The following is an 18121-nucleotide window of genomic DNA, read 5'->3' as shown; positions in this document are numbered from 1 at the left end:
TGCGCGCCCGGTCAGCCGGCTGTCTCCCGGGCGCGAAGGACCGCCCCCAAGCGGTCCTTCGCGCCCCACATCCGACGTGCGTGCCCCGACCCCACGATCTGCCCCCGACCGAAGGTCTGACCCATGACCCTGACCGCCGCCGCCCCGCCGCGGACCGCGCGGCCGCCGGCCCTCCTGAGGCGGCGCCTGGCCAAGCTGTCGCCGTACACCTACATCGCCCCGTTCTTCGCGCTGTTCGCCGCCTTCGGGCTGTTCCCGCTGCTCTACACCGCGTACGTCTCGCTCTACCGGGTCGAGCTGCAGACCCCGGGGCAGATGCAGTGGCGGGGTCTGGGCAACTACAGCGCGCTGTTCGGCGACGACTACTTCTGGACCGCGCTGCGCAACACCTTCACCATCGGTGTCCTGTCCACCGTTCCGCAGCTGATGATGGCGCTGGGACTTGCCCACCTGCTCAACTACAAGCTGCGCGGCCGCACCGTCTTCCGCGTCACCATGCTTCTGCCGTACGCCACGTCGGTGGCCGCCGCGACCCTGGTCTTCGCGCAGCTCTTCGGCCGCGACTTCGGCCTCATCAACTATCTGCTCGGCCTGGTCGGCGTCCAGCCGGTGGACTGGCAATCGGGCACGCTGGCCTCGCAGATCGCCGTCTCCACGATCGTCGTCTGGCGCTGGACCGGCTACAACGCGCTGATCTACCTGGCCGGCATGCAGTCCATCCCCGCCGAGCTGTACGAGGCCGCCGAGCTGGACGGCGCCTCCCGCTGGCGGCAGTTCCTGCACGTCACCCTGCCCGGGCTACGGCCCACCATCCTGTTCACCGTCGTGGTGTCCACGATCGGAGCCACCCAGCTGTTCGGTGAGCCGCTGCTGTTCGAGGGCAGTATCTCCGGCGGCATCTCGCACCAGTACCAGACCCTCGGCCTGTACATGTACGAGCAGGGCTGGGGCTTCTTCCACCTCGGCCGCGCCGCCGCGACCGCCTGGGTGATGTTCGTCCTCATCGTGCTGCTGGTGCTGGTCAACACCGCCCTCGCCCGCCGCCGCACCCGCAAGGAGACCGCGCGATGACCACACTCGCCGCGCCGCAGCGCACCGAAGAGGCCGCCGGTCCCTCCCATCGTGCCTCCCGCCCGCGCGGGGGGCGGGCGGGAGGCCACCAGCACGGGGGCCGTCTCGCCTACGCGATCCTCATCGTCGCCGCGCTCGTCTCCGCGTTCCCCTTCTACTGGACGATTGTGGCGGCCACGCGCTCCAACGCGGAGCTGGCCAAGACCCCGCCGACGCTGCTGCCCGGCGGCAACCTGATGCACAACTTCCAGCAGGTGCTTGAGCAGGCCGACATCGGCAAGGCGCTGCTCAACTCCCTGATCGTCTCGGGGGCGGTGACGGTCGGGACCGTGCTGTTCTCCACGCTCGCCGGCTTCGCCTTCGCCAAGCTGCAGTTCAAGGGCCGTAACGCGCTGCTGGCGCTCACCATCGGCACGATGATGATCCCGCCGCAGCTCGGTGTGATCCCGCTGTTCATGGTCGTCGCCAAGCTGCACTGGGTGAACCAGCTGCAGGCGGTCATCCTGCCCGGACTCGTGTCGGCCTTCGGCGTGTTCTTCATGCGGCAGTACCTCGTGCAGACGCTGCCCGACGAGCTGATCGAGGCCGGCCGGGTCGACGGCGCCTCCACGCGGCGCATCTTCTGGAGCATCGTCGTACCGATCGCGCGGCCCGGCATGGCCGTACTCGGCATGCTCACCTTCATGGCCTCGTGGAACGACTTCTTCTGGCCCATCATCGCCCTGTCCTCGCAAGAGCCGACCGTGCAGGTCGCCCTGCGACAGCTCGGCGGGGGATACGTCCACGACCAGTCCGTCATCATGGCCGGCACCCTGCTCGGAACGCTGCCCGTGCTGCTCGTCTTCGGCTTGCTCGGCCGGCACATCGTGGGCGGCATCATGCACGGCGCCGTGAAGGGATAGCCGACTCCCACACCCCCCACTGCACTGACATCCCCCGGGCGCACAGCGCTCCCTCAAGCCGGCCCCCGCTCTTCGAGCCCTCTGCCCGACGCGCGCCATCACGCCCCGCCCCCGGCGCTCGGGCCGAACAGCCGTAGGGCGGGGGCCGATCAACCTGCCTCGATGACGGGGCGCAGAACCACAACGGAAACGCACTCCCCGCACGGTGCACAACCGGGGGCGAGCCCTGGCCGGCCGATGCCCGGTTCGTCTCCCTGAGAGCTACAAGGCCATGCAGCGCCAATCCACGCCCCCGACGACCCCCACGGAGCCCTGATGACCACGACTGCCCCTCACCTGGCTACCGCCTCCCCGTTGACGTTCCCCCCGACGTTCCGCTGGGGTGCCGCCACCGCCGCCTACCAGATCGAAGGGGCCGCGAACGAGGGCGGCCGGACGGCGTCGATCTGGGACACCTTCAGCAGAACACCGGGGAAGGTCCGCAACGGCGACACCGGAGACATCGCAGCCGACCACTACCACCGCATGCGTGAAGACGTCGCGCTCATGGCCGAGCTGGGCCTGACCGACTACCGCTTCTCCGTGTCCTGGCCCCGCATCCAGCCGACGGGCCGCGGCCCCGCCAACCAGAAGGGCCTGGACTTCTACCGCGCCCTGGTCGACGAGCTCCACGCCCACCACATCCGCCCCGTACTGACCCTCTACCACTGGGACCTCCCGCAGGAACTCGAGGACGCCGGCGGCTGGCCCGAGCGCGACACGGCCCAGCGGTTCGCGGACTACACCGCGCTCGTCGCCGAGGCACTCGGCGACCGCGTACGGACCTGGACGACGCTCAACGAACCATGGTGCGCGGCGTTCCTCGGCTACGCCGAAGGCGTCCACGCACCCGGCCGGACCGAGCCGGAAGCCGCACTGCGGGCCGCGCACCACCTGAATCTCGCCCACGGCCTGGCCGTCGGCGTACTGCGCGACCTGGTGCACCCGTCGTCCGAGGTGTCGCTGACCCTGAACCTCGCCGCGGTGCGCCCGCTGACCGACGGCCCCGCCGACCGGGACGCGGCCCGCCGGATCGACGCGCTGGCCAACCGGATCTTCCTGGACCCTGTGTTCCGCGGGCACTACGCGCAGGATCTGCGGGCCGACACTGGGCTACTCACCGACTGGTCCTTCGTCCGGGACGGCGATCTGGAGATCACCTCCCGGCCCATCGACGCCCTCGGCATCAACTACTACACGCCCACGGTGGTCGCCGCCGGCTCCCATCCCGTGCCCTCGCCCTGGCCCGCCGCACCGGCACACGCACGCTTCCTGCAGGCACCGGGTCCGCGCACCGCCATGGACTGGCCGGTGGACGCCGGCGGCCTGTACGAACTGCTGACCCGCCTGCGCGACGAGCTGCCGGACACGCCGCTGATCGTCACGGAGAACGGCGCCGCCTACGACGACTACACCGACCCGGAGGGCGAGGTCCACGACCCGGAACGGATCGCGTACCTGCGCTCGCACCTCAAGGCGGTGCACCGGGCGATGGCCGAAGGCGCGGACGTCCGCGGCTACTTCTTGTGGTCCCTGCTGGACAACTTCGAGTGGGCGTACGGCTACAGCAAGCGCTTCGGCATGGTCCACGTCGACTTCGCCAGCCAGCGCCGCACACCCAAAAACAGCGCCCGCTGGTACGCGGACGTCGCGGCACACGGCCGGCTGCCCGGCGTGAACTGCGATCAACCAGGGCTGGCGTAACGGGAGGGATCAGAGGCGCATTGCGTGCATTGCTGGCCTGCTGCAGCGGCTTCCGGCGATAGGGGTTTGTCTCCGTAAGGTGCTAGCGGGTGAGAGCGCTCTTACCGAGTGTGCCCCGCCCGCTGACCGGCAGCTACAGTGGTGCCGTCCCGATAGGAGCCTTCCTTGCATCAGACCTCCGCATCCCGCCCCACTCTGGAGGCGGTCGCCGAACGGGCCGGCGTCTCCCGAGCCACTGTCTCCCGGGTCGTCAACGGGGGCAGCGGGGTGCGCGAGGCCCTGGTCGAGAAGGTCCGCCGCGCCGTCGAGGAGCTGGGGTACGTACCGAACCAGGCGGCCCGTACGCTGGTCACCCGGCGTACGGGAGCAGTCGCCGTCATCGTCGCCGAGCCGGAGACCAAGGTCTTCACCAATCCCTTCTTCGCCGAGCAGCTGCTCGGCATCAGCCGCGAGCTGACCGGTCAGGACCTGCAGCTGGTGCTGCTGCTGGTGGAGGGCAACGCGGACTACGACCGCGTGGGCCGTTACCTGGCCGGCGGCCACGTGGACGGCGCCTTGCTGTTTTCGCTGCACGCCGAGGACCCGCTCCCCGACATCACCCTCCGCATCGGGATTCCCACCGTCTTCGGTGGTAGACCCGGGTGGCCGGGGGCGGAGGGAGACCGCAGCCTCCTTTACGTCGACTCCGACAACCGCGGCGGAGCTCGCGAGGCGGTCCGTCATCTGCTTTCACTGAAGCGCCAACACATAGCGACGATCACCGGACCGATGGACCAGACGGCCTCCGTGGACCGGCTCGACGGCTATCACGACATGCTCTTGGACGCCGACCCGAAGCTCATCGTCGAAGGCGACTTCACCGACACAGGTGGCGCGCGGGCGATGGCGGAGTTGTTGGAGAGAGCACCGGACCTGGATGCCGTCTTTGTCGCCTCCGACCTCATGGCCTCGGGCGCGCTGCGCGTGTTGCGGGAGCGCGGACTCCGGGTGCCGGAGGATGTCGCGGTCGTCGGCTTCGACGACATGGCCTCGGTGGCCGAGCTGACCGACCCGCCGTTGACCACGGTCCGTCAGGAGATCGAGGAAATGGGCCGTCTGATGGTCCGGCTGCTGCTGCGCGACCTGGAGCGGCGGGCGAAGGGGGAGAGCGCAGGCCGGCCGTTGTCCTCCGTGATCACCCCGACCCGGCTGATCCGGCGGGCCACCGCCTGAGCAGGCCTCTGCGATCATGCCCCGGGCACCGGTCTCGTTCGCATCTGCCCCCGAGCGGACGGGGCTGCTGGTGAATTCGAGCCTGCCGTAGGCCGCCTGAGGGTGTGTAGACGAAAGGGTACTGACGGATCAGCTGCTACCGAGGGGCGACGCCATGGTGCTCTCCCCGGCTCACCAGGAGTTCGGGGCAGTCGGCGAGCGATGGCAGGCCGCCCAGGGGTGTGCCGGATCCGCCCGCGGCGGAGTGATCTGCTGGACGGTCTCCTGTGTCGGCCGCGAGCATGACTGTTGCGGTGATGCGTTTGCCCACCGGCTCCCGGCGCACCTCGAAGGTCTGGCAGACCGCGACAACGATCTCCAGACCGTGCTGTCCAGCCCTGTGCGGATCGGTGGCCATGGCCACAGGCAGCACTGGGTCGCTGTCCCAGACTGACATCTCGACGCGGTCTCCGGTCAGCTCAAGGCGGAGCAGGCATGGCCCCGATGCGTACTTGCATGCGTTCGTCACCAGCTCGCTGACCACGAGTTGCACCGTGTCCAAGGTGTGATCGGGCATCACCAGCCTGTGAACCGACTGCAACCGTGTGAGGAAGGCGCCGGCCGTCCTGCGAGCGCGGGCAGGGTCACGAGGGCTGCCCTCATAAGCCTCCGACATCGCTTCCAGCGGTTGATCCTTCAGCTGATCGTTGTCTTGGACGGTGTCCATCCGATCCGCCTTCTTTCTCAGTCTTCTCCGCAACGCATGTCCTACCCCCGGGAACAGCGTGCGGTCGAACTCCCGTCCACCGGTGAGCGGATGACGGGAGCGAGGGTGTCGGCACTCGCGAGCCGACACCAGGTGCCGCCGCGGGTTCAGAGCCCGCGGAGCGGATTGGCGCGAGCCGCGGCGAGCAGGTACCAGGCCGTGGCGCCGAGGTGCCGGTACGGGTAGTAGCCGAAGCCGAAACCGGTGTCCAGGGGGCTGCTGGCCGACACCACGCCCGACCGTGCGGGAAGCGCTGTGCCGCCGACGGTCTGTCCCTGACCGAGGTTGTCCTGGGCGCGCTCGATGGACGCGATGAGGCGCTCGGCCCGCTGTGCGTCGCCGGGCGTGTGGCGCTCTCGCAGGGCCAGCGCGAGGTGGGCGGTGCCCTCGAACCACACCCCGTTGCGGTCGGGCCTGGGCTGGAACTGCGCGATGGGAACGTCCTCGTTCGCGACGAGGGACGCAGAACTGAACGTGACGCCCTCGTACGCCTGCCCCGAGGGCACCGTACTGTTGGGCCGGCTGGCATCGTCCAGCACCTTCAGGTTGGCCGCGGCCCAGTCCAGGGACCTGGCACGGCGGCGGTCGTGGAGGGCCAGGTAGCTCCATGTCTGGGTGTCCTCCGGGATCGGAGAGGTGTTGATGGTGACGCCGTCGTTGGTGCCGGTGTAGAAGAACCCGCCCGAGCTTTCCCACATCCTGCTGACGAACGCCGCGGCGCGTCTCCGCCGGTTCAGCCAGACACCGTTGCCGGTCAGCCGGGCGAGCCGTCCGAAGAGGCAGGTCAGATCGATGTTGTGCTCGGTGCCGCTGTAGGGCAGCTTGTTGCCCGCGCCGTCCACGCCGAACGTGTAGCCGCCGAGGGGCTGATCGGTGCGGGCGTTGTTCTCGACCCATGTGCCGATGCGCACGGCACCTGCCAGGAAGCGGCGGGCGCCCGTGCGTTCGGCCAGGGCGGCCAGGGCGATGCCCGCCCACGCCATGTCTCCGACGGCCGTGCCGGTGAAGCCGAACTGAGTGCCCACATTGACGGTGCCATCCGCATGCACGAAGCCGTCCGGCTGCGAGGAGCCGTCGTAGAAGACGTACGGGCCCACGTTGTAGGCCTGACGCAGCCTGCCGTCGTCGAACTGAGGGTCGTGGGCCTGCGCGTACAGCAGCGCATCACCGAGCGTCATGGCTCTGGCCCGTGAGGCGGGGCCGGGGTGAGCCAGGTAGCCGAGGACCGCGAGGGCGTTGTCGTAGGTGAAAGCGGTGCTGAACAGGCCTGCCTGGTCGGTGTAGCTCTGGGCCAGGCGGGTGGTGCCCTGACCTGGGTAGCTGTCCATGGCCGCGTCGAGGAAGGCGTATCCGCGTGCGCAGGCGCCTGCACGTGCGGTGGCTCTTGGAGCAGCGATGGTCGCACGTGCCACCCCGGTGCCCAGGACAGACAGTGCTGCGACGGCGGTGCCGGTCCCGATGAGTGTCCGACGGGTGATCCTCGGATTGCGGCGGTCCGCAGACATGCGGTCCTCGTCGTGACGTCGAACGTCAGTCATGCGGGGGCTCCTCGCCTTGTATGCGATTCAACTTGAGAACGCTCTCAAGAATGGCCCACATTGTGCTGCTCCACGCCGGGTGGGTCAAGGTTCGCCTCGATCTCTGTTCCATCGGCCAGTCGACGTTCCCAATGCTCCGGCCTCTGCATTCAAGATCGCCCCTAACATCAGCCTGCGGTCGGGCAAATGGTGAGAGTTGCTCAACTTATCTTCACGAATTGAACATTCTGTGTTTCCGGGAGCGCTCTCAGGCGTAACTATTGACGCCTTCAACCAAGAGGGGTCACAGTTGCCCACCACAGCGACGCGAGCACTCTTCTCGTTGGGAGCCGTTGCCTCCTGGTCCCGGAGCCGCACCTCCCGTTCCCCTCTCGTGGAGGTCATCTCTTGATGTACCGAAAGCGCTTCACCGGGCGTCGACACGCCCGCCGCTCCCTTCAGCCACTCAGGGCCGCGCTCGGGGCACTGAGCGGTCTGGTCCTGCTCGGCGGCGGCCTGTACGGCTTTGCCAGCGCCGACGAGCCCTCAGCACCCGATGGCTGGCACCTCGTCTGGAGCGACGGTTTCTCCGGTGCGGCCGGCACCTCGCCGTCGAGCGACAACTGGATCATCGACACGGGCACCAGCTACCCGGGCGGTGCGGCTCACTGGGGCACCGGCGAGGTCGAGACGTACACGTCGAACACGGCGAACCTTCAGCAGGACGGCAACGGAAACCTCGAGATCACCCCGATCGAGGACGCGGAGGGAAACTGGACCTCCGGCCGGATCGAGACCAAGCGCAGCGACTTCGAACCGCCTGCCGGGGGCAAGCTGCGCGTCGAAAGCCGGATCCAGATTCCAGCCGTCACGGGCGATGCAGCGGACGGGTACTGGCCGGCGTTCTGGACTCTGGGTGGCGCGTTCCGCGGGAACTTCGCCAACTGGCCCGGCATCGGGGAGTTCGACATCATGGAGAACGCCAATGGAGCCGACAAGGTGTCCGGCACCCTGCATTGCGGCACGGACCCCGGCGGCCCCTGCAACGAGACGACTGGCCTGGGCGAAAGCCACTCCTGCCCTGACTCCGCCTGCGCGGGCAACTTCCACACCTATGCCTTCGAGTGGGACCGCAGCGTCTCCCCGCAGGAACTGCGCTGGTACGTCGACGGGGTGCAATATCACTCCGTGAACGAATCGCAGGTCGATGAGGCGACCTGGGCCGCAGCAACCGCCCATGGCCACTACCTGCTGCTGAACCTGGCCATGGGCGGCGCCTTCCCCGACCCCGTGGCCGGACACGCCACCCCCAGCTCGGCCACCAAGTCGGGCGTGCCCATGCTCGTGGACTACGTGTCCGTCTCCAGCTCGGACGGCGGCACTACCAGCACCACGTCCAGCAGCAGCCCGGCGGGCTGAGCACGCGGCGCGAACCGCAGCCCGGCCAGGCCTGGTTACGTTCCTGGCCGGGCTGAGAACGCCCCGGACGGGGGCTTCGCGCAAGGCCCTGGGGCAGCGGGAACGGAAGGACTACCGCCGGGCCGCCGCACATGACACCAACGTGAAAGGAACACGCGGTGTGGGATGCGCCGAAAAGAAACACCCCCCGATTCCTCCATCGCATCGACCACTCGGACGAGTTCCTGTCGGGTCAGTTGAGAAATGGCCTGGGAAAGAAGCCGGCCCGGTGGTCCTACGAGGAACTGCCGGCCCGTGCCAAGGGGCCGCGGTGTTCGAGTACGCGCCGAGCAGTTCGATCACCCCGGGGACCGCCTTGGTGTACTGATCGCCGAGGCGGTTCTCACTTGGGGTGCCCGGGTCATATCTCGCGTGGCGTCCCGCCCGCCGAATGACCGAAGTTGTCCGGCACCCCGCACTGCGGTATCGACCCCGGCGGACTCATGCAAAGAGACGAGCGGCCTCTGCGCGCGGGCCATGCCTGCCTGAACACGGCCTGCGCCGGCAACTTCCACATCTACAGCTTCGAGTGGGAGCACACCAGGCAGCCCCCAGCAGCGGCGCTGGTACGTCGACGGTGTGCTCTACCAGTCCGTGACCTCCGACCAGATGGATGCCGCCACCTGGAACCCGGCGGCCAACCACGGCGACTTCATCCTGCTGAACCCCGCTATGGGCGGCAGCTTCCCCGACCAGCTTTCCAGCGGCGCGGCCACCCCCACCTCCGGCACCGTCTCAGGCACCCCCATGAAGGTGGAGTACGTGCCTGTCTCGAGCGCCACCGGCTGACACCGGCCGCGTCACCTCGCCGGCAGCCGCGGGGCCAGGGCCACCGGCCCGTAGCCGTTCAGGGATGCTCCCTTCCGACGGCGTCCCTCAACCCGTACGAGCGTCATCCCCGTAACGCGTGGGGAGATTCGGAATGAGTACTTTCATGGCCGACCATTCGTCGCCTCCGGCGCCGCCGCAGATGTCCGCACCCGAGGACGGGTTGGAAGGAGCATGCCTGGAGGGTTACCGGGAAGCGGTCCTGTGCTACGCCCGCTTGTGCACGGCGGGTCTCGCGGAGGCCGAGCAACTGGCGGACGAGGCGTTCTCGCTGGCTGTCGAATGGCGGCGTCAGGGCGAGCACCTGCCGTGGTTGCCCCTGCTGCTCATGGCGGTGCTCGAGACGGCGGACGGGTGGCTGACGCAGGGGCAGGGCGCGTGGCTCAGCACGGAGCTGAGCGGCTGGCTGTGCGAGCGGTCGGCGCAGCAGTCCCGCGCCCCGGAACAGCAACCGCTGGCACTGCAGGCGTTGCAGCGGATGGCGCCGGCGGACGCGGAGCTGCTCTGGGCCGCGCTGGTCGAGGGCCTGAATATCCGCGGTGACGCCGGAGCCAGCACGTGGGCGCCGAACAGGGAGCGGGAGGTTGCCCGGGTCAAAGCCGCATTCCGTCAGCGCTGCCTGTGGGCGCGCGCGGTCGAAGTGGTGGAATCGGACGGCCGGTGCCGTGGCTACGTGGGCCTGCTGGAGGCGGTGACGCGGTCGCCGCACGAGCGGTCCCCGGACGACCTGCAGCAGCATCTGGCAGGGTGCGCGCGGTGCGCCGAGACCGCTGTGTGCCTGAGGGTGTCCGACGACCTGCCCGGCGTGCTGGTCACTGCCGTCCTGGGCTGGGGCGGGGAAGCGTACCTGGAACGACGCAAGATCGCGGCGAGGCGGCACCAAGGCGGGCCGGCGTCCATGGAGCGGCGGCACAGGGCGACGGGGTGGCAGGTCTCCCTGCGGGGACGGCCGGTCTGGGCGAGCGCCGCAGTCCTGCTGGCCACGATCGGGATGGTCAGCGTCCTCAGCAGCATGCCGTGGGAATCGACGCCCGGGTCGGACCAGGGGGCGACAGGGGAAGCCGTCAGCGCCGTCGCGCCGCAGACACCCCCGATCAGACGCGCGACCGCGTCGGCGACACACGCCGCTCCCATGCCCGTCACGAGCGGCGTGTCGCCGTCGCTTTCGGCCGGCTCGACGGAGGAACCGGGCGCCTACTGCACGGCGATTTACACGTTGGTGAAACAGTGGCCCGGAGGCTTCCAGGCCGAAGTCCGGATCACGCCGCGGTCAACGATGACCGACTGGACGGTCCGGTGGACGTATACGGACGGTCAGCGCGTGACACAGATGTGGAACGGAGAATTCGCGCAGGACGGCGATACGGTCCTGATCACCCCCGCCGACTACGACGGCACCGTCGCAGCCGGCGACACCCTCTCGCTGGGCTACCTAGGCACCTCGAGCACCTACAACTCGGCGCCCGAGTACATCACCGTCGACGGCCACCCCTGTCAGAGCTGATCGGCGATGACGGTGTGACGGCACCGAGCGCGGCCCAACCCGGCCGCCGCCGGGCGGCGAGGCCGGCGCGATCAAGATGGGTGTCCGTACTGAGTCGTTCCCCCAGGGCCGGCGCGAGGTGGGAGCTGCCCTCGAACCAGTCATAGGTGAACGCGGTGCTGAACAAGCTGCCTGGTCGGTGTAGCTCTGCGCCGGCCGGGTCGTGCCGTGGCCGGGGCAGCCGGCCACGGCCGCGTCGAGGACGGCGTATCCGCAGTGCGGGCGTCTCCCGGCGCAGTTGCTCCCACGGCGCTGGTGGCCGCACGTGCCACGCCGGTGTCGAACACCGACAGCGCCGCGGCGGCGGTGCCGGTCCCGAGGGGTGCCCGGCGGGTGATCTTCGGAACTCGCCGCCGTCGGCGACGGCGATCACCACGACGGCTTCGAGCGACTCGTCGAACGAGCGGAACACACCATCCGCCGCTTGGGTTCACGAGGGGTGCGGTGCCCCTGTCCTCCTTCGAGTGCTGGGGGAGGCCGGTATCCGCCTATGAGGTCTGCCAGCAGACCGGCGAAGCCGATGCTGAGGCGGTCGTCCCCGGGCCGGGCGAGGACCTGAAGGCCCACGGGCAGCCCTTCCGGGGACGTGCCTGCAGGGAAGACTGTGGCCGGCAGGCCGGGCAGCGCAGCCAGGGATGCCGGGAAGAACAGGTCGTTGTAGCGGCCGGTCCGTCCGCCGAGGTCCAGGGTGGAGAACCAGTCGGCTGCCTTGCCGGGGTCGTGCCGGAACGCCACGACCGATGTGACCGGTGCAATCAGCAGGTCCCAGGTGTCGAAGAAGTCGTCCCAGGCGAGCCGCAACTGGTGGCGGTGCCTCGCCCAGCATGCCCGGGTGCCGGAGGTGGGGAACAGGCCAGATGCCCAGGCGTCGTCGCGGGGATCGCCGCTGGAGCTCAACGCCGCCGCGAACGCCTCCCGCTCCTCCTGGGGGGTCAGACGGGCGCCCTGCGCGGCGAGCACAGCCAGGAAGGTGTCGTGCTGGGCGGTCAGGCCGCCTGGCAGGTCGGGTGTGCACCAGGTCAGCGCGCGGACGTGCGATGCGAGGACGTCGGCGAGCCTGTGGTAGGCGCTCTCGACATCGGGGTGCATGTCGAACCAGCGCGGCGGGCTCAGCAGCGCCACGCGCAAACCGCGCAGGTTGCTCGCCTCGCGGTGCGTGCCGGGGACCGCCGGGGCGAGTACGTCCAGCACCATGCGTAGATCGTCGGCGCTGCGAGCGATCGGGCCGACCTCCGTCATACGCGGCAGCGGGAGGGGACGTGCCGGTGCCGGTCTCAGTCCGGCCACGCTGCCCTCCGTCGGCCGGTGGGCGTAGACGCCGCAGAAGGCCGCGGGCAGGCGTAGCGATCCGGCTGTGTCCGTACCCAGATCGATGGGCACGATGCCGGCTGCCACTGCGGCGGCCCCGCCTCCGCTGCTGCCGCCCGGCGTCCGGGTGAGGTCCCACGGGTTGTTCGTGATCCCGTAGACCGCGTTGTAGGTCTGCCAGTCCCTGCCATGTGCCGACTGGTTGGTCTTTCCGACGACGACAGCGCCGGCCTCTCGTAGCCGAGACACGCACGGTGCGTCCGGGGGGCGCAGGTCGGCCCGTCCCGGGTCGCCGGAGGTCGCCGGCAGCCCGGTCACCGCGATGTGTTCCTTGACGGTGACCGGGACACCGAGCAGCGGCCTGCGCACCCCGCGGCGGCGTTCCTCGTCGGCACGGTGAGCGCTCCCCGTTGCGCCCGGCCGGTCGGTCAGAACGACGGTGTTGAGCGCGGGATCGACAACGTCCAGATGCTGCAGGTGCCGGGCCAGGATGCCGACCGCGGTGGTGTCGTCCTGCTTGAGGTCTGCGAGGAGGGTTGTCGCGGTGCGGAAGACGGGAGCGGGGATGTCCTGCGTCGCGGAGGTGCTCACCGCGTCACCGAGGCGTTCGAGTACCCGCCCATGAAGTACCGGAGGGTTGGCTTCTCGCTGCAGACCATTGGCACCTTCGCGCGATCCAGCAGCACGCACCACGCGTAGTCCTCTGTCCATTCGAGTTTCCTCCACCATCGCGAGTACGTGGTCGGGAAGGGGAATCTCTCGTGCATTTCGCGGCTTACAAGGAGCTCGCTGGTGTCCACGCCGTTGAATTCCTCGCCGCCTGCGCGCAGGGCGTCGCGTACCACCGAGGAGCCCGGCCGGAAGACCCCAAGCTCGACCAAGCGCGCGTACGAGGAAGCCCGCAGCTCCGGATCGGGATGCCACGGGTTCTCTCCGGCGACCTCGTAGGGAGAGCCGTCCGGCGAGAAGAGCCGGCGCCAACTGTGCGCAATCTCGACGCCCGGGCTGGCGGCCAGGCATTCCAGCAGTGAGCTCAGATGATCAGGTTCAAACTCATTGTCGTCGTCGAGCTGGGCGATCCAGTCGCCGTTCGCAGCGGCTATGCCCGTGTTGCGCAGGGCAGCGAGCCGCGCCGGCAGGTAGTCGCGTGGCAGGCCGGCGTGCTCGGCGCCGGTGACGTTTTTGATGACGGCGTAGGGAAACCGCTCTGAGAGGTCTCGGACGATCGACGGATCTGCCAGCGCCGGGCAATCGTCGCCGATCACCAGGTGCTCGACGCGTATGCCGCGCTGGCCCGCGACGGAGGCCATCGCCCGGGCAAGCTCGGCGGGGCGGTTCCTGGTCGGGGTCACCACAGTGACGAGGGGAAGGCCGGGGAAGAGGGACATACGGGTTCCTCGGGTTTCGAGTCTCAGGTTTGGCACGGCTGGCCCGCGGCAACGGCCCATGGGCAGCCGGTGCTTGGTGATGGCTAGGGTTGGGTGAGGACCATGGCGGCGGTGTTGCCGCCGAATCCGAAGCTGTTCACAAGCACGTTGCTGACCGCCGCGAGCTGTTCGGAGGCGGTCAGTACCGTTAGGGCACCGCGCTGCACCGGGTGCCGCAGCCCGGCGGTTCCCGGAACGGTGCCGGTCTCCAGGGTCCGGACTGCAGCCGCGGTCGCCGGGAAGCCGGAGCAGTGCATCAGGTGGCCGACGGCTCCCTTGTGGCTGCTCACCGTTGTGCCGGGCCACGCGCCGTCGCGGGCGAGTTGGTCCATCGCGGAAAGTTCGGCGTCGTCGCCTTGAAATGTTCCGGCGGCGTGGGCGTGGATGTGGTCCGCACGCGGTGATCCGGCCAGGTGCAGCGCCTCGCTCATCACGGCGGTCGCCGACCCGGCGTCGGAGGCCGCGGCCTCGCTGCCGGCGATCCGGCAGGCCAGGCCGCCGACCGCGGCCCGCGGTACGGCACCGCGCCGGCGAGCGTCCGCCGCCCGTTCGAGCAGGATCGCCCCGCTGCCCTCGCCGAGCGTGGTGCCGCGGCGATCCCGGTCGAACGGCCGGGCCACGTCGGGGCTGAGCGCCTTCACCACCTCCATCGAAGCGACGCTGTACTCCCCGGCGGTCCAGCCGCCCAGCACGATCGCGGTGTCGGCCAAGCCGGCCCGCAGCCACCTGCCACCGAGGGCGATCCCGAACAGCACCGACGCGCAGGCATGCGACACGAAGATCGGCTCCGCGGCATCGCGCACCGCCGAGGCGAGCGGATCGGCACCCAGGAAAGACAGCCGGCGCGGCGTCACCTGGTCCAACGCCGGGGTCTGCCCGACCAGGACGACGACCGCCCTGGGCGGCATGGCGGTGTGACCGGCGTCAGCGAGCGCTTCCGCCAGGGCGCGACGTACCAGCCACGGCTGCCGTTCGGGATCGTCCGGCTGAGCGCTCGGGCCGGGCGCAGCGGCGATGAGCGGGCCCACGGCCGGTGTCGCTTCCTCGAGTGCCGAAGCACCGCTCACGAGTTCTGCCCAGTAGCGTTCCACGCCGCAGCCGAATGCAGTGACCAGGCCCATCCCCGTTACGACGAGCCCGGTCTCGCCAAGGTACTCAGGCATGGCGGGCCGATGTTTCCCGAGTTACCCACCGGCGCAGCGCCGTACGGTCGACCTTCCCGGTGCCGGTCCGGGGCAGCGGAACGTCGACATGGATGTCGCGCGGCCGCAGCCGCGGTGGGAGATCCCGACGGCAGAGAGTACGCAGGTCGGTCACGGAGACCGGATCGGCCAGCTCGACGAACGCCACAATGCGATCGCCCCGGCCCGAGGCGTCGTCCGCGGAGCGAACACCGAGGACGCAGGCCTCGGCCACACCGGGCAACGCGCGGAAGACGTCCTCTATCAGAGTGGGCGCATGTGTCTCGCCGTCTACGATGAGCACCTCCTTCAGGCGTCCCAGCACCCGCACGTGACCGTCGGGCTCGACCTCGCCCACGTCCCCGGAGCGCAGCCAGCCGTCGGCGGTCAACGCCGCCGCCGTGGCGTCCGGCTCACCGAGATAGCCCAGCATGAGGCTCGGTGTACGGATCAGCAGTTCCCCGGTTGCCGCGTCGCGGCGTACCTCGGTCCCAGACAGAGGCGTGCCGACGGTCCCGGGGCGCATGGCGCCGGGTGCGCTGATCGCAACGTTCGGCCCGGCCTCAGTCAGCCCGTAACCGTCGTGCAGGTCGGCGCCGAGCGCGGAGAAGCGTGCGGCCATGGCAGGATGCAGCACATCGCCACCGATCCCGCGGATGCGCAACCGTCGCAGTCGTGCCGCGACCTCAGGCTCGCGGGTGGCGGTCTTGAGCAGAATGGAGTACATGGACGGGACGCCGTCCAGCGTCGTGACGTCGCGGCTCAGCAGCCGGCCGGTGACGTCGGCCGCCGAGAACGACGTCTCCAGCAGGAGCCTGCCGCCTCTCTCCAGCCACATCATGACGATGCCCATGCCGTACGCGTGGGCCAGCGGAAGCGGCACGAGCAAGGAGTCCGCCTCGCTCAGGCCCAGTCGGGACGCTGTCTCACCTGACTGGTACGCCAGGCCGGCGTGCGACAGCACCACGAGGCGAGGCCGTCCCGTGCTTCCCGACGTCGGGAACACCGCGGCGGCTCCGGGTGGCAGGACGGCTTCTCCGGCGCGGGCTCGGGGCAGCACCTCCAGTGTGCCGCCGCGCTCGACGACCTGGGCGGCGCTGACCTCCTCCAGCCGAGCTGTCAGGCCGCGGTCCGCGGCGGGCGGTGCAAAGGCGACGGCCGCCCCAAGGCGGCGCGCGGCCACAACAGTCGCCAGGACCCCGAGTCCCGTGCGGCAGGCCGTCACGACCGCGTGACCGGGACCGGCACCGAGATTCGCACAGCACCGCTCGACGTCGTCGAAAGTACGCCGCAGGGACGCCGCATCGACGGGTATGCCGTCGATGTCGAGCGATCCGGTCAGCATGATTCCGCTCCCTCCATACCGAAGATCCGGCGGATGCCCACCGGAACGTCGTCGTCGTCCACCGGCACGACCACGAGCGCCGGTCGCCCGGCGTCAACCGCGGTGCGGGCACGCTCCATGACCGAGCGCAGGGATTCCTCGTCGGTGACGGTCGCAGTGATCCCGCCGATGGCCTCCACCAGGGCAGCCATGGGCAGACAAGTACGGAAGTCGACCTGGGCGGAGGGATGTCCGTCCTGCCGCCGCAGGAATCGTGGCCAGCCGAATCCGTTGTTGTCGAAGACCACCATCACCAGCGGGCACCCGAGTTCGGCGGCGGTCGGCAGCGTATTCGCGCTCATGGCGAACGCGCCGTCACCGCAGACGAGCACGACCGGGCGGCCCGGCCGCGTGGCGGCCACACCGACGGCTGCCGGGAGGCCGAAACCCATCATGGTCTGCTCGCCCGGGCCGACGATGGGAAAGTCGGCGGGCAGGGTCAGAGCCGAGATGTGGTAGCCCCAGATGTCGTGCAGCCCGTTCTCCTGCACCAGCACGGCGTCGGGGAACAGGTCCGGAAGGACACGCAGGACGGCCCGGGTAGGTGACTCAGCGAACGTCACCGCCTTTGCGTCGGCATCCAGCGCTCGCCGCGCAGCGGCCACCGTCCTCCGCCACCCGGTACGACCGTCCTGCCCCGCGATGTCGTCGCCCTGCCTGGCCCACGCCGCCCGCAGAGCCTCGGTGGTGAGCCTGGCGTCGCCCAGCAGCGTGATCTCGGCGGGTACGGCCCGGTGGAACGTCGATGCGTCGACGTCGGCGTGGATGAGCCGGACGCGATCGAGGTCCCATCCCATGCGGACGGTCTCCTCCAGCGCCGTGCCGATGGCCAGCACGACGTCGACGTCGGCGAGCGCGGTGGTCAGCGGCGGAGTGGCGTACAGGCCGACGAGGCCGAAGCAGTGCGGATCCAGTTCGTCGAAGGTGCCGCGCCCGGAGGCCGTCGTGGCGGTGGCCGCGCCCCACTCCGTCGCCAGCATGCGCAGCGATGCCGCTGCGTCCGCCGCGCGGACACCTCCGCCGGCGAGTACCAGAGGCCGGCGTGCCTGCGCCATCACGGCCAGCGCTTCGGCGACATCGGCGGGATCGGGGTGGGACCGCAACGCCCTCACCGGGGCGGCGTACGGCGCGCAAGCGACAGCGTCGGTCGACGTTGCGGTCTCGGCACTGATCTCGACCAGCACCGGTCCCGGCTTGCCGTTCACAGCGAGGTGGGCCGCTCGGCGGAGCGCCCACTGCAGGGTGTCTCCGGTGGCGACGACGAGATGGTCCTTGACCACCGACTGGGCCAGCGAGCGGTGATCGGTCTCCTGGAACCCTCCCCTGCCGATCTCATTCGCGGCGATACGAACAGTCACAACGATGACCGGCGCCCCCAGCGACATGCCCTCGAGCAGGCCCGTGAGAGCGTTGGTGAAAGCCGGTCCGGTGGTGAGCGCGAGAACGACCGGACGGCGGGTCAGCATCGCGGCCGCCACGGCGGCGCAGGCGCCGACCCGCTGATCGCGCACCGGGACCGCGGTGAGGCCGTCGGTTGAAGCTGCCGCGTCGAGCAGACCCGGCTCGTCCGCGGGCAGTCCGATCACGACCTCGCAGCCGGCGTCCCGCAGCGTCCGGGCCGCTACCGGCCAGCAGGTCGCCGTCGCGGCCTCGGGGCTCGCAGTACCGGGGTTGGTGACCGATCCCAGGGTGCTGATGGCACTGCCTTCCTTCATCAGAGGTCCCGTTCCGGGAATGATTGAGTCCTTGTCCGTCGAGGACTGTCATGAGACCGGGTCCCGGGCGGAGGTTGAAGGCCCGAC

14 protein-coding genes are annotated in these 18121 nt (G+C 69.8%); 7 read left to right on the top strand and 7 right to left on the bottom strand.

What is annotated here, in order from left to right; genetic code table 11:
• The first annotated feature begins 123 nt into the window (after positions 1 to 123).
• The 4 genes from LJ657_RS43005 to LJ657_RS42990 all read left to right on the top strand — a co-directional run bounded on the left by LJ657_RS43005 (position 124) and on the right by LJ657_RS42990 (position 4928).
• Positions 124 to 1071: a carbohydrate ABC transporter permease gene (locus tag LJ657_RS43005; RefSeq protein WP_232655153.1), complete on the top strand. Its 948-nt coding sequence runs from the start codon at positions 124 to 126 to the stop codon at positions 1069 to 1071.
• Complete coding sequence (locus tag LJ657_RS43000) at positions 1068 to 1973, top strand: carbohydrate ABC transporter permease (RefSeq protein ID WP_232655152.1); 906 nt, start codon at positions 1068 to 1070, stop codon at positions 1971 to 1973. Before LJ657_RS43005 ends, LJ657_RS43000 begins: the two co-directional genes overlap by 4 nt.
• A 315-nt stretch (positions 1974 to 2288) precedes the next feature.
• Positions 2289 to 3716, top strand: a complete 1428-nt coding sequence (locus tag LJ657_RS42995) for a GH1 family beta-glucosidase (RefSeq protein WP_232655151.1) — start codon at positions 2289 to 2291, stop codon at positions 3714 to 3716.
• A gap of 165 nt (positions 3717 to 3881) precedes the next feature.
• Positions 3882 to 4928 (top strand): LacI family DNA-binding transcriptional regulator, encoded by a 1047-nt coding sequence (locus LJ657_RS42990; protein ID WP_232655150.1) that lies wholly within the window; start codon positions 3882 to 3884, stop codon positions 4926 to 4928.
• A gap of 136 nt (positions 4929 to 5064) precedes the next feature.
• Here LJ657_RS42990 and LJ657_RS42985 read toward each other — a convergent pair whose 3' ends face one another.
• Positions 5065 to 5634, bottom strand: coding sequence for an ATP-binding protein (locus LJ657_RS42985; protein ID WP_308117135.1), 570 nt, complete (start codon positions 5632 to 5634; stop codon positions 5065 to 5067).
• Positions 5635 to 5780: 146 nt separating this feature from the next.
• Positions 5781 to 7211 (bottom strand): Tat pathway signal sequence domain protein, encoded by a 1431-nt coding sequence (locus LJ657_RS42980; RefSeq protein ID WP_372488055.1) that lies wholly within the window; start codon positions 7209 to 7211, stop codon positions 5781 to 5783.
• Between the two features lie 390 nt (positions 7212 to 7601).
• Between LJ657_RS42980 and LJ657_RS42975 the strand changes: the two genes are divergently transcribed.
• From LJ657_RS42975 to LJ657_RS42965, 3 genes are all read left to right on the top strand, one after another.
• Entirely contained in the window at positions 7602 to 8609 is a 1008-nt protein-coding gene (locus LJ657_RS42975) for a glycoside hydrolase family 16 protein (RefSeq protein ID WP_372488054.1), read from the top strand.
• 618 nt (positions 8610 to 9227) lie between these two features.
• Positions 9228 to 9437: a LamG domain-containing protein gene (locus LJ657_RS42970; RefSeq protein WP_232655149.1), complete on the top strand. Its 210-nt coding sequence runs from the start codon at positions 9228 to 9230 to the stop codon at positions 9435 to 9437.
• Between the two features lie 145 nt (positions 9438 to 9582).
• Positions 9583 to 10980 carry a cellulose-binding domain-containing protein gene (locus LJ657_RS42965; RefSeq protein WP_232655148.1) on the top strand — a complete coding sequence of 466 codons (1398 nt, stop codon included), beginning with the start codon at positions 9583 to 9585 and terminating at the stop codon, positions 10978 to 10980.
• A 408-nt stretch (positions 10981 to 11388) separates the two neighbouring features.
• On the opposite strand, the gene LJ657_RS42960 is transcribed toward LJ657_RS42965, so the two are convergent.
• The 5 genes from LJ657_RS42960 to LJ657_RS42940 form a co-directional block, all read right to left on the bottom strand.
• Entirely contained in the window at positions 11389 to 12918 is a 1530-nt protein-coding gene (locus LJ657_RS42960) for an amidase family protein (RefSeq protein WP_232655147.1), read from the bottom strand.
• A complete protein-coding gene (locus LJ657_RS42955; protein WP_232655146.1) occupies positions 12915 to 13715 on the bottom strand; it encodes a glycosyltransferase family 2 protein in 801 nt (266 codons plus the stop codon). The genes LJ657_RS42960 and LJ657_RS42955 overlap by 4 nt, the downstream gene beginning before the upstream one ends.
• 83 nt (positions 13716 to 13798) lie before the next feature.
• A complete protein-coding gene (locus LJ657_RS42950; protein WP_232655145.1) occupies positions 13799 to 14917 on the bottom strand; it encodes a beta-ketoacyl synthase N-terminal-like domain-containing protein in 1119 nt (372 codons plus the stop codon).
• Complete coding sequence (locus LJ657_RS42945; protein ID WP_232655144.1) at positions 14910 to 16280, bottom strand: class I adenylate-forming enzyme family protein; 1371 nt, start codon at positions 16278 to 16280, stop codon at positions 14910 to 14912. The genes LJ657_RS42950 and LJ657_RS42945 overlap by 8 nt, the downstream gene beginning before the upstream one ends.
• Entirely contained in the window at positions 16274 to 18034 is a 1761-nt protein-coding gene (locus LJ657_RS42940) for a thiamine pyrophosphate-binding protein (RefSeq protein ID WP_232655143.1), read from the bottom strand. Before LJ657_RS42940 ends, LJ657_RS42945 begins: the two co-directional genes overlap by 7 nt.
• Positions 18035 to 18121 lie beyond the last annotated feature (87 nt).

Source organism: Streptomyces guryensis (assembly GCF_021261325.1).
Lineage (GTDB): Bacteria > Actinomycetota > Actinomycetes > Streptomycetales > Streptomycetaceae > Streptomyces > Streptomyces guryensis.
This window is presented reverse-complemented; position numbering and strand designations above follow the sequence as displayed.

Excerpts from the sequence above, each read along its gene's own strand:
- LJ657_RS43005 (WP_232655153.1), top strand. The coding sequence starts at position 124 with ATGACCCTGACCGCCGCCGCCCCGCCGCGGACCGCGCGGCCGCCGGCC.
- LJ657_RS43000 (WP_232655152.1), top strand. The coding sequence starts at position 1,068 with ATGACCACACTCGCCGCGCCGCAGCGCACCGAAGAGGCCGCCGGTCCC.
- LJ657_RS42995 (WP_232655151.1), top strand. The coding sequence starts at position 2,289 with ATGACCACGACTGCCCCTCACCTGGCTACCGCCTCCCCGTTGACGTTC.
- LJ657_RS42985 (WP_308117135.1), bottom strand. The coding sequence starts at position 5,634 with ATGGACACCGTCCAAGACAACGATCAGCTGAAGGATCAACCGCTGGAA.
- LJ657_RS42980 (WP_372488055.1), bottom strand. The coding sequence starts at position 7,211 with ATGACTGACGTTCGACGTCACGACGAGGACCGCATGTCTGCGGACCGC.
- LJ657_RS42975 (WP_372488054.1), top strand. The coding sequence starts at position 7,602 with ATGTACCGAAAGCGCTTCACCGGGCGTCGACACGCCCGCCGCTCCCTT.
- LJ657_RS42965 (WP_232655148.1), top strand. The coding sequence starts at position 9,583 with ATGGCCGACCATTCGTCGCCTCCGGCGCCGCCGCAGATGTCCGCACCC.
- LJ657_RS42955 (WP_232655146.1), bottom strand. The coding sequence starts at position 13,715 with ATGTCCCTCTTCCCCGGCCTTCCCCTCGTCACTGTGGTGACCCCGACC.
- LJ657_RS42950 (WP_232655145.1), bottom strand. The coding sequence starts at position 14,917 with ATGCCTGAGTACCTTGGCGAGACCGGGCTCGTCGTAACGGGGATGGGC.
- LJ657_RS42945 (WP_232655144.1), bottom strand. The coding sequence starts at position 16,280 with ATGCTGACCGGATCGCTCGACATCGACGGCATACCCGTCGATGCGGCG.
- LJ657_RS42940 (WP_232655143.1), bottom strand. The coding sequence starts at position 18,034 with ATGAAGGAAGGCAGTGCCATCAGCACCCTGGGATCGGTCACCAACCCC.